At 61.4% G+C, this 13805-nt stretch carries 13 protein-coding genes; all 13 read left to right on the forward strand.

Going from position 1 to position 13805, the window contains the following annotated elements; genetic code table 11:
• Positions 1-7 precede the first annotated feature (7 nt).
• From VSP_RS02650 to VSP_RS02710, 13 genes are read left to right on the forward strand one after another with little or no spacing between them, the layout of a single operon-like run.
• Positions 8-1546, forward strand: a complete 1539-nt coding sequence (locus VSP_RS02650; RefSeq protein ID WP_009958544.1) for a hypothetical protein — start codon at positions 8-10, stop codon at positions 1544-1546.
• A 20-nt stretch (positions 1547-1566) separates the two neighbouring features.
• Entirely contained in the window at positions 1567-2679 is a 1113-nt protein-coding gene (locus VSP_RS02655) for a glycosyltransferase family 4 protein (RefSeq protein WP_009958548.1), read from the forward strand.
• Between the two features lie 9 nt (positions 2680-2688).
• On the forward strand, positions 2689-3378 hold the full coding sequence (locus VSP_RS38820; protein WP_009958550.1) for a class I SAM-dependent methyltransferase: 690 nt from the start codon (positions 2689-2691) through the stop codon (positions 3376-3378).
• Positions 3375-4547, forward strand: a complete 1173-nt coding sequence (locus VSP_RS02665) for a glycosyltransferase family 4 protein (protein WP_009958551.1) — start codon at positions 3375-3377, stop codon at positions 4545-4547. The genes VSP_RS38820 and VSP_RS02665 overlap by 4 nt, the downstream gene beginning before the upstream one ends.
• A complete protein-coding gene (locus tag VSP_RS38825) occupies positions 4540-5736 on the forward strand; it encodes a glycosyltransferase (protein ID WP_009958552.1) in 1197 nt (398 codons plus the stop codon). Before VSP_RS02665 ends, VSP_RS38825 begins: the two co-directional genes overlap by 8 nt.
• Positions 5737-5742: 6 nt before the next feature.
• The gene (locus VSP_RS02675) at positions 5743-6867 is read left to right on the forward strand and encodes a glycosyltransferase family 4 protein (protein ID WP_009958553.1); all 1125 of its coding nucleotides are present in this window, start codon (positions 5743-5745) and stop codon (positions 6865-6867) included.
• Positions 6864-7856 (forward strand): exosortase/archaeosortase family protein, encoded by a 993-nt coding sequence (locus tag VSP_RS02680; protein ID WP_009958554.1) that lies wholly within the window; start codon positions 6864-6866, stop codon positions 7854-7856. The genes VSP_RS02675 and VSP_RS02680 overlap by 4 nt, the downstream gene beginning before the upstream one ends.
• Before the next feature lie 13 nt (positions 7857-7869).
• Positions 7870-8619 (forward strand): exosortase-associated EpsI family protein, encoded by a 750-nt coding sequence (locus VSP_RS02685; RefSeq protein ID WP_009958555.1) that lies wholly within the window; start codon positions 7870-7872, stop codon positions 8617-8619.
• Positions 8609-9457 carry an ATP-dependent sacrificial sulfur transferase LarE gene (gene larE, locus VSP_RS33550; protein WP_157210701.1) on the forward strand — a complete coding sequence of 283 codons (849 nt, stop codon included), beginning with the start codon at positions 8609-8611 and terminating at the stop codon, positions 9455-9457. The genes VSP_RS02685 and larE overlap by 11 nt, the downstream gene beginning before the upstream one ends.
• 38 nt (positions 9458-9495) lie before the next feature.
• The gene (locus tag VSP_RS38830) at positions 9496-10407 is read left to right on the forward strand and encodes a class I SAM-dependent methyltransferase (protein ID WP_009958557.1); all 912 of its coding nucleotides are present in this window, start codon (positions 9496-9498) and stop codon (positions 10405-10407) included.
• Positions 10404-11156: a nickel pincer cofactor biosynthesis protein LarB gene (gene larB / locus VSP_RS02700; RefSeq protein ID WP_009958558.1), complete on the forward strand. Its 753-nt coding sequence runs from the start codon at positions 10404-10406 to the stop codon at positions 11154-11156. The genes VSP_RS38830 and larB overlap by 4 nt, the downstream gene beginning before the upstream one ends.
• A gap of 37 nt (positions 11157-11193) precedes the next feature.
• Positions 11194-12390, forward strand: a complete 1197-nt coding sequence (gene larC, locus VSP_RS02705) for a nickel pincer cofactor biosynthesis protein LarC (RefSeq protein WP_009958560.1) — start codon at positions 11194-11196, stop codon at positions 12388-12390.
• A 1-nt stretch (position 12391) separates the two neighbouring features.
• Positions 12392-13789, forward strand: coding sequence for a DUF362 domain-containing protein (locus VSP_RS02710; protein ID WP_053332297.1), 1398 nt, complete (start codon positions 12392-12394; stop codon positions 13787-13789).
• Positions 13790-13805 lie beyond the last annotated feature (16 nt).

The raw sequence follows: 13805 nt of genomic DNA on the forward strand, positions 1-13805 counted from the left end.
ACATCACATGAACAACCGGCTCATCACAGTCTTTGTCATGGTCCTGGGACTGATCTGCAGCGTCTTCGTGATTCTGCAGATCATCTTCAACCCCACCGGGGGGCTGGCGGGCCTGCTCAAGTACGTGGCGGTGCCGCTGGTGTTGATCAGTTTCCTGACACCGAAAACGGGGCTGGTACTTCTCTGCTGGGTCAATTTCTACGCAGATTATTACAAGAAACTGGCCGTGTACTACGGCACCTCCAGCATGATGACGGTGATGGAGGTGCTGGCGCTCTCCATGGCCATGGTGGGGGCCATTCTGCTGGGCACGACGGCCCAGTCTCTGTTGCGCGGACCCGTGCCGGACCGGACGTCGATCATCATCTCCCTCGCTTCTGCCGTCATGACGGCGATGCTGTTCTTCTCCGATTCCAGCGGGGGCATGAGCGGGCGGGTGCAGTATGCGGTCAACGGCGGACTCTATCTGGGGCTGTCTGCGGTCATGTGCTATTTGCTGCCCGACAAGGAGGCGGCCATGAGGCTGTGCCGGTTGCAGTTTTGGCTGGGCGTGCCCTGGGTCCTCTGGGCCGTGCGCCAGTACATCTGGGGCTTCACGGAGATGGAGTGGTTCTACGCCCGGAAGGGCTTTTCCCCGGTGCTGTCCGGTCAGATGCTGGGGGCGGGGGAGGAGGCCCGGCCTTATGGTTTTGCCGGGAGTTCCTCCGCATTTGGCGTCATCACCTACCTCTTCATGTTCGGCGTGTGGCATGCCATCCGCTATGAGAAGATGCGGGCGCTGTTCTGGCTTGGCTCCATCATTTATTTCATCGGACTGGTTGTGTCCACGCAGCGGACGATTCTGATTTTGCCGTTCATCACCTTTGGTGCGTACCTGTTGTTCCGCACCCCGGCTGGGACGAAGTTCTTCTACGGTGCGACGGCCGTGGCCCTGCTGTCAGGCATTCTGGCTTCAGACTTTCTCCTGGCACGGCTCGGCGATGCCAATGACAGCATGCGCATTGAAGGGGGCGGCTGGGCGTCCAAGGTGGTGCAGGTGGGAACCTTTGCCGATCGCCTCAAGGGCTGGACCCGGTTGAAAAAAGCCAAGTCGTACAGCCTGTTTGGGAAGGGCAACGCGATCGTGGCCTTCGACAGCGATGACTACAGTCACGACGTCATCAACCGTATCTTGATCGACTATGGCATCGTGGGGCTGACGATCAGCATGGGCTTCCTCATCTGGATGGCCAAGACGGTGCACACCTTCACGTTCCGCATTCGTGATCCAGTGAACCGGGATGTGATCATCTTTGTGGTGGCGGTGGTGGGCGTGAACGGCATCGGCACGCTCATGTCGGGGAACAATACCCACACCGTTCCCATCAACCTGGTGCTGGCCACGCTCGTGGGCCTGGCCGCCGTGGTGTACCGTCGTGGTCAGGAAGCAGAGGCAGAAGAAGCTGCGCTGGAGCCAGTGGCCGCCCCGCTGCCCAGAGGTCTGCCGTTGGCAGGCGTGTCAAGAGAGGAGCGGGCGCGCATCCGCATGCGTCCGAACCGGCGGTGATGGCACGTGAACCTTCGCCAATGAATCGTCCCGTCAGACTGCTCCTGGTGTCCTTCACTCTGCCGCAAGTGGGCGGGCTGGAGACCATGGTCAGGTTGATCGCCCGTGAGTTTGTACGGCTCGCGGAGGTGGAGATCCGCATTGTGACACCCACAGCAGGTGAGTGGGATCCACATTTGCCCGGCGTCACCGTGCACCGTCAGCCCTCACTGATGCAACTTCACAGCCACTACCAGTGGGCGGATGCGGTGTTCTTCAACCACTTCTATTTGAAGGTTGCCCTGCCCTTGTTCTGGATGCCGTCCAAGCCCGCGGTGCTGTCCATCTCTGGATACACGCCGCCTGCGCAGGTGGAGCACTGGAAGCACCGCTGGATGGGCAGACTGATGCTGGCATTACTGTTTCGGGCGCACGCCGTGATTGCGTGCAATGCCTGGTGCCGGGATCTGTTGCCGGTGGAATCCACGATCGTGCGCAATCCCTATGACGAAGAACGGTTCACACTGCATCCTGTGGAAGGAGCCCGTCCGGGTGATGTGCTGTTTGCCGGGCGGATCACCTGGTCAAAAGGATGCGAAGAGTTGATCGAAGCTTTTGCGCAGATTCTAGGGCCAGCACCGGCGGACGACTCACCCCGGCTCACTCTGGTGGGGGATGGCGAACTGCGAGAAGTGCTGATCGCTCGTGCGGCCAGTTTGGGAATTGCCCGTTGGGTGACCTTCACCGGACCCACGGATGGCGAAGGCGTGGTACGGGAAATGCGCCGCCATCGCATCTTGGTGGTGCCATCCCGGTACCAGGAGCCGGTGGGTATCGTGGCGCTGGAAGGCATCGCCTCCGGCTGTGTGGTGGTGGGCTCTGAGGGCGGCGGGCTGGCGGAGACCATCGGGCCCTATGGATTCACTTTTCCCAATCGCAATGTGCCGGGGCTGATTCAGGCACTAAAAGCGGCGCTGGCGCTCTCTCCGGCAGAACGCGCGGAGCGTTTGCAGGGGCGTGAGTTGCACCTGGAGCCCTACCGCGCCGGCGAGGTGGCCCGCGGCTATTTGAAGGTTGTGTCCGGCGTTCTGCCGCCGGATTTGCGCGTGAGTTTCCCCGCTCTGTTCGCGGGCTCCCCATCATCCCCCCACTGAGTTTTCCCCATGTTGCGATCCCTCTTCCGAAGATTCTGCTACACCCAGAACACCATCCGCTACCGGGTGGAATGGCCCCGGCTGCGTGATGCTTTCGAAAAGATTCCCCGGGCGGGGGTGTTGTTTGACGGTGGTGCCGGTTCGGGCGAGTTCATGCGCAAGGCGCTGGTGGGCGGCTATGCGGAGAAGGGAATCGCCCTGGAGTTTGATGAGCCAACTTTTCAGGTGATGCGCGCCAACCTGGGACGGCGTCCGGATGCGACGCTCATCCAGGGCTCTCTGCTGGAGGTGCCGCTGCCGGATCACACGGCGGACGTGGTGATGTCCACCCAGGTGCTGGAGCACATCGAAGATCACCAGAAGGCGGCTTCGGAGCTCATCCGGGTGCTCAAGCCGGGCGGCCACGCCATCATCACCGTGCCGCATCCGCCGGAGCCCTTCCCGAATGACGGGCATGTGCGGGAGGGCTACACCGAGGAGGATCTGCGTGCGCTGTTTGAGCCGCTGGGCATGACCCTGCTTCATACAGATTATTTCCTCACCCGGGGCACGGTGAACCGGTTCATGAAGGCGGACAAGCTGCCGGTGCACGGGGCCTTTGTCCCGGTGGCGCTCATTGACGCGGAGACCTCCCTGGGGCCGGAAGACCGCCGCGCTGACCTTCCCTTTGGGATTCTGGGCCTGTTCAAGAAGGCATGAAGCTGCTCATCGTCGATCCAAACGTCAGTCTGACCAGCCCCTCCATGAAGGGCGTGGTGCGGTCCCTGCCGCGCTTCAAGGAGCAGGGCTTCGAGATTGAGGTCTGGTGCTGGTATTGCGACGAGGGGTTGCCGATTGACCGGATCGTGAAACTTCCCGCTCTGGGGCGTCTGCATACCATTGGTGGTTATGTCTTTGCCCTCTGGGCACGTCTGCGCTCCTGGTGGTTGTTCCAAAAGAAGCGTCAGCCGCGTCCCGATCTCGTGTACACCATCGCGTGGTATCTGCCGGACTGTGACGTGTGCCATGTGCAGTTCTCCCCCTTTGACTGGGAACTGCGCCAGCGGGTGCTGGGCATCAAGTCCCTGCGGGATGTGTACGAGCGGGTGGTGAACCTCGTGACGCTGGTGATGGCCCGGCATTTCTTGAAGACCACCACGGCGCGCCTCTTCATCCCGGCGTCGGATGCGGTGGCGAATGATCTGCGTGAGGAGGGGCTGGAGACCCGCATCCAGGTGCTGCCAAACTCCTACGACGCCGCGCGCTTCCATGAAGGGGTGCGGGCGCTGCATCGTGAGGCGACAAGGAAACAACTCAACCTGCTGCCGGGTGACCGGGTGTTTGTGTTCGCCAGCGCCGGTCACTACCGTCGCAAGGGCTTCTTCCTGGCGGTGGAGGCGCTCAGGATCGTGCGCCAGCGGCACCCGCAGGTGAAACTGCTCGTGGTCGGCGGCACGCCGGCAAGACTCCAGGCCCTGCAGGATTCTCTGGACAAGTCGCATCCCGACTGGCGGGAGTGGATGGTGTTCTCCGGCATGGTCTCTGATGTGGAGCGCTACTATGCCGCGGGGGATGCCTTTCTGTTTCCTTCGTACTCAGAGGCTTTTGCCCTGGTGGAGGTCGAGGCCGCAGCATCGGGGCTGCCGCTCTTTCTCACCCGTCATCATGGCTCTGAGATGATCCTGGATGACGGACGCAACGGCCGGTTCATGGAGTTTGACCCGGTGCAGATGGCGGAAGTGATTGAGCCCTTTGTGACAGGGGCATGGCAGCCGGGAGATCTGCATGTGCATGCGGCCATGGACAGCGAGACGTATGCCCGCCGTCTGGCGGACGAACTGGTGATGACGGCGGCCGCCAAACCGAGGAGTGAGGTGCAGGATGTCTGAACCGACGGTGGCCATCGTGACCAAGGCTCGCGGTACCTTTTTCAAGCCGCTGTACGAGGCCTTCGCCCAGGCTCAGCCGGAGGGCTGGCGCACGATGCTGCTCTGGCCTGCGGAGCACGGCAGCGAACATCCTGAGGAACTGGTGACACCGCGTGCTGACAATCTCGATATCGTGCCGTTGCATTCGACGAGTCACGATCTGAAGGCCAATGATGCCGCTTTGGAAGGACGGGCCACGCGATACCAGACACAGTTGCCAGCCCGGGAGATGTGGGCCCGGCTCGCGGAGCGCGATGTGCGGGGCATCTTGATCCACGAGTTCTCGCCCTTCACGTTGCAGGCTCTTCTGTACGCCCGATGGCACCGGATTCCTGTCTGCGTCTCCACCGAGGTGGGGCGGGGGAATGCACCGTTCTTCGGGCGTCGTACGCGCTGGTGGCATGCGCTCTGGGGCAGGCTCGTAGATGGTGTGGTGGCGTGTTGCCCAGCCGCGCATCATCCGCTGAGCCGGAAACAGTTGCCGACGGTCTCGACTTATCATGCGGTGGACAGCCGCCTCTATGTGCCGGTTGACCACGCTCCAAGCCAGGTGGTGACCTTTGCCTACCTGGGCCAGTTGATTCGCCGCAAGGGCTTGGACCTGCTTCTGCAGGCCGCCGCCCGCATGAAGGAGAACGGAGAGAACCGCTTCCGGATCCGGCTCATTGGAGGAGGGGATGCGGGTTGGCTCCATGAACTCGCCCACGCCCTGGGCCTGTGGGAGCAGGTGGAGTTTACCGGGTTTCTGAGCGGCGCGGCCATCCGCGAAGCGCTGGCCAGTGCCGATGTCTTTGTGCTGCCCACTCGTCAGGACACTTACGCTGCCGTGGTGCACGAGGCCGCCTGCCTTGGTCTGCCCTTGCTCATCAGCAAGCACGCGGGGGCGGCGGAGGCGCTCGTGAAGCCCGGGCGGAACGGATACATTTTTGAGCCTGAGGACACCGCCTCTTTTGCCGCGAAGATGCAGTCGCTCATGCCCGCCCGGGTGAGGGAGCCGATGCGGAAGATCTCCCGCGAAGTGGGCGAGGCCCACAGCGCGCATGCCCGGGGTGCCGCCCTCTGGGAATGGATGGTGGATCATGCCCTGGTCACCACGCGGCACGGGGAAGTGACGCTGGAGCGCCACGTCACCCAGGAGGCCGGACTCTAGGACAACATGGCTGTGAATCATCCCATCATCCTGCTGGCTCCTGTGCTCCGTGCGGAGAAGTGGACCAGCATCGACCTGCACAAGGCGAACACGCTGGAGCAGTACGCCCGCTCTGCGCCGGACTGGCGGGTCGTGGATATCGCCCCGGAGGAAGGGCTGGCCAGCCTCCCGTTTGGCAAGCGGATCATTCGTGATTTCCTTTATCCCTGGCGTGCCCGTCGTATGGGGGCGCAATACAACCAGAGCGGAACCCGGCCGATCCTCCATGTCATTGACCACAGTTACGGACATCTCTGTGCGGCGTGGCAGCCCAGTGTGGTGACCTGCCACGACCTGAACCATTTCACGGCGCCGACCCTCACGGGACCCGCCCTGCATGCCTGGAGGCTGCGGGTCAGCATGATGAAGCGCGCCGAGCGCATCTTTACTGTGAGCGAGACTCTCGCCAGGGAGGTGCGTCACCATCTGGATCTGCCCGATGAGAAAGTCGTGGTGGCTTACAATGGCATCGATACGGAGGTGTTTCGCCCCCTGCCGCGCGAGCTTGCCGCGGCAAGGTTCCCGGAACTGGCGGCACTGGCGGAGGGGAATCTGCTGGTGCTGAACATTGGGAACAACATCGAGCGGAAGAATCTGCCGACGCTGCTGAAAGCGGTGGCCCATCTTCGGAAGGAAAGGGGCTTGCCGGTCCAGCTCGTGAAGGTGGGTCCCAACCTGCGGGGAGATGGCTTTGGGCCGATGATCGATGAACTGGGAATTTCGGAGGCGATCATTGATTTGGGAGTGATCCCGCCCGCAGATGTGGCGCTGGTCTGCCAGCTTTGTCACGCGCTGTCCTTTCCCAGTACGTATGAAGGATTTGGGAGACCTACTCTTGAAGCCCAGGCCTGTCGTCTGCCCGCCGTGCTGGCAGATGCCTCCTGCATGAAGGAGGTGGGGGGCGCTGGAGCCCTGTACCATGAGCCAAAAAACCCAGTGCAACTTTCACAATTTCTGGAAAAAGTAATGACGGATGCACCCGTTCGTGAAAGGCTTTGCGATGAAGGGGAAAAAAACATCCAGGGCTTTACCTGGGAGGCTCATGTGAAGAAGCTGGTATCCGTTTACGAAGAGATCGCTGCCAAAGCATGAGCACCCTCTCGGACACTTCTGCCGCCGCGCCCTCAGCCTCCCAGGTTGAGTCGGATGGATCATGGAAGCGGTGGATCCCATTAGGGCTGGTGATGCTTCCGCTCTTCTGGCTGGTCTTCATCCTGCCGTATGCGGCGGGCTACGGAGATTTCCGTCGCACTATTTTCAAGATGCTGTTGAACTCCTGGTCTGACCCCACCTGGCAGCATGGTGCGCTCGCGCTGCCCATGGCGGTCTTTCTGGGCTGGCGGCGGAGAAAGGAACTTGAGTCGCTGCCCGAGCAGCCGTCTGTCTGGGGGCTGGTGGTGGCTTTTCTGGCCATGGCGATGTACTGGGCGGGCTATCGGGGGAACTTCTACTACTTTGGCTACGCCAGCATTCAGCTCTTCGTGGCGGCCATCATCCTGTGGCTCTGGGGATGGCGGCAATTTCGCGTTCTCGTGTTTGCCTGGTTCATCCTGGGGTTTGCGTGGCCCTATCTGTTTCTGGAAGACACGCTGGCCTTCAAGCTCCGGTACCTGATGGTCACGGTGACGGCCAAGGTGCTGAACTTCTTCTCGGTGGACACGGTGCAGGATGGCACCCGTCTCATCTCGGCGGCGACGCCCACCCGGCTGGAGGGAAGCTGGTTTCGCCTGAATGTGGACGGGCCCTGCAGCGGTCTGCGGTCACTCTTCGCGCTCATCATGGTCTCGGCATTGTTTGCCTACTTTCGCCAGCGGACGTTCTGGCGTCAGGTGGTGCTTTTTGCCATGAGCATCCCTCTGGCGATTGTGGCGAACATGATCCGGATCCTGGCCCTGATCGGTGCGACGATGCTCTTCGGGCAGGAGTTCGCCTTGGGCAAAGGGGAGGAGTACACCTCAAACTTTCACCTCATCACTGGAGTGGCTGTCTTCATTCTCGCCATCGCCGGCCTGATGGGGGTGGAAACTCTGCTCAATCGGGTGCTCGGACCGGAGAAACCCCGCTCCTACTGGAAAGATTGAGAAGCCTGATGTCATGATCTACCGCGCCCTCATCATCAGCCTGTTCCTCACCGCCACCGTGGTGGTGTGTATCTATTCCCCCGAGATCCGGGGTGGGCAGGAGTCCGGAGTGATCATGACGCTGCCTGAGGATCTGACCAAGTTTGTGGCGGAGATGGAGGAGCCTGATCCGGTGGAAAAGGCTCTTTTGCCGGAAGATACGGAGTTCGCCAAGGCGAAGTATTACACGCCGACATTGGACCTGAATCGACGCGACATTGCCCACTGCTCCATTGTGCTCAGCGGCGCGGAACGCAAGAGCATCCACCGTCCGGAAGTGTGCCTCCAGGGACAGGGCTGGAACCTGATGGAGAGCCGCATCATTCAGGTGGAGCTGGGCGAAGGGAAGAGGCTCCGGGTGAAGGACCTGTACATTGCGAAGCCCATCACGATGTCAGACGGCAGCAAACGCCAGTTGCGCGGGCACTATCTCTACTGGTTCGTAGGCACGGATGTCACCACCCCCAGCAACAGTGAACGCATCTGGCTGACCCTCTGGGACAACGTGGCCCGCAATATCAATCACCGCTGGGCCTATCCGTCGGTGATGGCCATCGTGACGGAGGACTTCACCCCGGAAGAGGTGGGGCAGCGACGTCGGAACAGTGATGAGACGGTGGCGATGCTGGCGGACCTGATCCGGCAGCTGGCTCCGAAGTTTCAGAAGGGATTGATGCCGGACAGCCCTGACAAGGGCCATGCGGCCGTGAGTCATGGGAAATAACGAAACCGGGATCCTCATGGGGAAGCTGGACGCGTTGCACCGCCATCTGGCGGAGATGAAGCAGGCGGCAGTCGCTTTCTCGGGCGGGGTGGACAGCTCCCTGTTGCTCAAGGTGGCTGTGGATGTGCTGGGGGATGATGCTGTGGGAGTCGTGGCGGTGTCTGCCAGCCTGCCCAGAAAGGAGCGCGACGATGCTTCTGAACTGGCGAGGTTCATGGGAGCCAGGCTGGTGTTCCTTGAGACCCAGGAGCTGGATGATCCTGCCTATGCGGCGAATGCTCCCAACCGTTGTTTTCACTGCAAGGATCATGTCTATGCCGCCCTGCTGAACTACGCCCGGGGGCAGGGCATACCCCACATCCTGGATGGCATGAACGCCGAGGACACGCTTGATTTGAGACCGGGGCGGGCTGCGGCGAAGAAGCACGGTGTGTCCAGTCCCCTGCATGAACTGGGCTTCAGCAAGGCGGAAGTCCGGGAGGCCGCACGGCATCTTGGTCTGCCAAACTGGGACAAACCTGCCGCTGCCTGCCTCTCCTCCCGCATCCCGTATGGCACTGCGGTCACCAGCAGCCTTCTGGCGAGGATCGAGGCCGCGGAGATGTTTGTCAGGTCCCTTGGTTTCCGCGAACTCCGCGTCCGTCATCATGGCGACATTGCCCGTCTGGAAGTGCCCTCATCAAGCTTCGCCCAGGCTTTGGAACGTCAGGCTGAATTGGTCGGTGGACTTAAGGCGCTGGGATGGGTGTACGTCACCCTGGATCTGGACGGACTTTCCATGGGCAGCATGAACAAAGTGTTGAAGACGGGCCGTGGTGCCCCGATGCAAGATCCCTGACGGCTCGGTTCCACACCCATCCTTAAAGTTGTCTCCTTATGAGCTCGCTAAACCCACCTCCCCAACCGTCGCCTGAATCAGACGATCAGGCCCGGGCTATTGAAAAATGGGGCACGCAGCGGACGACGAATCTCAATCACGAGATCGAAGCGTCGGATCTGGCGGTGAACGAAAAGAACCGGGTCTGGTGGGAGAATCTTCCCATGACCTATGCGGATTGGGAATCACAACAGCGTGAACCGGTGACCGCAGAGGACTTTGACCGGACGGACGGGTTCTATTTTGGCACCAATCCTTACATCCGTGAACAGGTTGATTTCACTTCCCTTGCGGGCAAGCAGGTGCTGGAAATTGGCTGCGGCGCGGGTTCTGCCGCCTGTGCCTTTGCCCGGGCGGGAGCCCATGTCACCGCGGTGGACATCACAGAACAGGCGGTAAAGCTCACCCGGAGAAATGCCGAGCTCAAAGGCATCACCAACCTGGAGGTGCTGCGGATGGATGCGGAGAAGCTGGACGGGCTTGCAGATGGGCGTTTTGATTTTGTGTACTCCTGGGGGGTGCTGCATCACAGCAGCAACCCTGAGCGGTGCTACCAGCAGGTGGCCCGGGTGATGAAACCCGGGGGCACCGGTCTCATCATGGTGTACCATCGCAACAGCATGCGTTACTGGTTGAAGGGGCTGTACTGGCTGGTGGTCAAGGGGAAGGTCCTGCAGGGACATTCGTTCCCGAGTGTCCAGCGCTTCTACACGGACGGGTATTATCACAAGCACTATTCCGCCAGCCAGTGTGCCGAATCCCTGCATCAGGCGGGGTTGGTGACGGAGCGCACTGCGGTCACGCACATGAGCTCCCGCATGATCCCGTTTGTGCCTGAAGGACTTCGCCAGTGGTTGAAGTCCCGGATCGGCTGGCTGCTGGTGGCCCATGTGAGGAAATCCGACTCATGAGCAACGGCTGGAACATTGAAGAGCTCTTGCAGGGGGTCGCTGCGGGGCGGGTTGGGATTGAGGAGGCAACGGAGCGTCTCCGCTCGTTGCCCTTCAGTGAGTCACCTGGCTTGACGCTCGACACGCACCGTGTGCTGCGGCTGGGCCTGCCTGAGGTGGTCTATGGCCGGCACAAGAGCGAAGCGCAGATCCGGGCGGCCCTGGAGGGCCTGGTGGCGGCGCATGGCTGTGCTCTGGCCACCTGGGTTTCCCAGGCGCACTCGAGCAGTCTCTTGAAGACCTTTCCGGAGGGAGCCTACGATTCGACATCGAGGTTATTTCAAATAGGTCGCATGCCGGTGCCTGCCGCAGTGAAGACGGTGGCCGTCGTGTGTGCTGGCACGTCGGATCTTTCCGTGGCGGAGGAGGCGGCGCGCACGGTGGAGTTTGCGGGGCATCACGCTCTGCGGGTTCACGACGTGGGCGTGGCGGGATTGCATCGCCTGCTGGCCCGGCTGGACGATTTGAAATCAGCCCGGGTCATCATTGCTGTTGCAGGGATGGAGGGTGCCCTGCCCAGTGTGCTGGCGGGGCTGGTCCGGCCCCCAGTCATCGCGGTGCCGACGAGCGTGGGTTATGGCACCAACCTCGGCGGACTCACTGCGCTCATGGCCATGCTCACCTCCTGCTCCACCGGCATCGGTGTGGTGAATGTGGACAATGGCTTTGGTGCGGCGATGCTGGCGCTGCGTATCGTACAAGGGGATTGAGACTGACCCCCAGACCTGCCAGATCTCGAATTATTTCATGAAAACCGCCTACTTTGACTGCATTGCCGGAGCCAGTGGCGACATGCTCCTGGGCGCGCTGCTGGATGCTGGCTTGCAAGAAGCCGACCTGCGGGCGGAACTGGCCAAGCTCCCCATCAGCGGTTGGGACATTCGCGTCCGCCGCGTGGACAAGAACTGCTTTACCGCCACCAAGGTGGATGTGCTCGTGAGTCCCCAGCCGCATTCGCGGCCCCTGCCCGAGATTGAAAGGGTGGTGCGGGAGAGCACGCTGAGCGACGCGGTCAAACAGCAGGCCTTGCAAGTGATTCGCATCATCGCCGCAGAGGAGGCCCGCATCCATGGCATGCTTGTGGAGGAGGTGCATCTGCATGAGGTGAGCGGTGAAGACGCCATCATCGACATCGTGGGCACCATCGCCGGGATTGAACTGCTGGGAATTGATCGTGTTCATTGCAGTCCGCTGCCTTTGGGGCGTGGCTTCATCCAGGGGGCGCATGGCTCCATTCCGCTGCCCTCACCGGCCACGGTGGGCATCTTGAAAGGCGTGCCCATTGTGGGATCGCCCATCCAGGCGGAACTGGTGACTCCTACGGGAGCGGCCTTGCTGAAACATTTGTCTTCGCATTTTGGTGAGTTGCCGGCCATGCGTCTGGATGCGGTGGGCTATGGAGCGGGCACATGGGATCTTACCATCCCGAATCTCTGCCGTGTGTTCATTGGCGAAGGTGCTGGTGATTTGAAGTTCGACACAGACACCGTGGCGGTGCTGGAGACCAACATCGATGATCAGACGGCGGAAGAACATGGCCACGTCATGGAGCGGCTGCTGGAGGCTGGAGCCCTGGATGTGACCATGACGCCCACGCACATGAAGAAGAACCGCCCAGGCGTGATCTTGAATGTGATCGCCAAGCCGGAGGATCAGCCGGCCATGCGGGAACTGATTCTCACGGAGACGAGCTCCCTGGGGGTGCGTGAGCAGAACATGCAGCGCAGCACGCTGCCGCGGGACTGCATCCGGGTGAGGACCCAGTTCGGCGAGGCCATTGTCAAAGTCTCCCATCTTCCCGGAGGGGCGCACAAGTATGCGCCGGAGTTCGAGGAATGTCGCATTCTGGCCCGCAAGGCCGGGGTGCCCCTGCGCGATGTGTATGTCGCGGCCGAGGCGGCAGCACGGTCGGTTCATGAAGGGGCGCATGGTCACAAACACTGACATGGGAACTCCCACTGACTTGATTCCTGGCTTTGGTGTTCCTCTGGTCTCGGTGGAGCAGGGCGCTGCCACCTATGGAGACGGACCAGAAGTGGTCGCGATGACGCGAAGGGCGCTGGATGCGCTTGATCTGGCGTCGGACTTCATCCGGCCCGGCGAGAAGGTCGTGCTTAAACCCAACTGGGTGAAGGAGCATGATGAACGTCATCCTGGCCCGGATCAATGGGAGCATGTGGTGACCCATCCCGCCGTGATCGAAGGAGTCATCCGCTGGGTGGCACCGTTGTTGCATGAGAGCGGCTCCATCATCATCTGCGATGCTCCCCAGACGGACTCATCCTTCGCGACTCTGCGCAAGTATTGCCGCCTGGATGAGATGGTGGCCCGTTGCCAGCAGGACTTTCCGGGGGTGAAGATTGCCCTGCTCGATCTGCGACCCGAGGAGTGGCATGCGGTGGACGGTGTGACGGTCAGCAAGACGGAGCTTCCCGGTGACCCGCTGGGCTCCACCCATGTGCGGTTGAATGCGGACAGTGAGTTCGTCCGCTTCCACGGGCTTGGAAAACTCTACGGGGCCTCCTACAATATGGCGGAGACCAATGAGCGCCATCAGGAGGAGACGCATGAGTACATGCTCTGCCGCACGCCGATGGATGCGGACGTGCTCATCAACATCCCAAAGCTCAAGTGCCACAAGAAGGTGGGGCTCACCTGTGCGCTGAAGAACCTGGTGGGCATCAACGCCAACAAAAACTGGCTGCCCCACCATACTGAGGGTACTCCCGATCAGGGCGGCGACCAGTTTCCGACGGCGACGGTGAAGGCGAAGCTGGAACACTCCCTCATGGGCAAGATCAAGAAGGTGCTCTTTGGCAAGCACATCCTGAGCAAGCTCTTTGTCCCGTTGAAGAAGGTGGGGCGACTCATCTTCGGCGACACGCAGAAAGTGGTTCGATCCGGCAACTGGCATGGCAACGACACTTGCTGGCGCATGGTGGTGGACCTCAACAAGTGTCTCTTCTACTTCGACGGTTCTGGCGCGCCACGCACGACCCCCCGCCGCTATCTCGCGGTGGTGGATGGCATTGTGGGCGGGGAGGGGAATGGCCCGATGGCTCCTGATCCCAAAGCCTGCGGCGTGATCGTGGCCGGGCAGAATCCGCTGGCCGTGGATACCGTGTGCGCTGGCCTGATGGGTTTCGACTGGCAAAAGGTGCGCATGCTGACCGGAGCGTTTGCGGTGAATCGCAAGCCAGTGTCCGGATTCAAGTTCGATGACATCACGGTGCGGTCCAATGATCCGCGCTGGAGCCGTGCCCTGAGCCGGTTCGAGACGGCGGATACGTATCATTTCAAGCCGCACTTCGGCTGGGTAAACCATGTGGAGCGGAAGTCGTAGCACTCCTGCCTGATTC

This window comes from Verrucomicrobium spinosum DSM 4136 = JCM 18804 (assembly GCF_000172155.1).
GTDB lineage: Bacteria > Verrucomicrobiota > Verrucomicrobiia > Verrucomicrobiales > Verrucomicrobiaceae > Verrucomicrobium > Verrucomicrobium spinosum.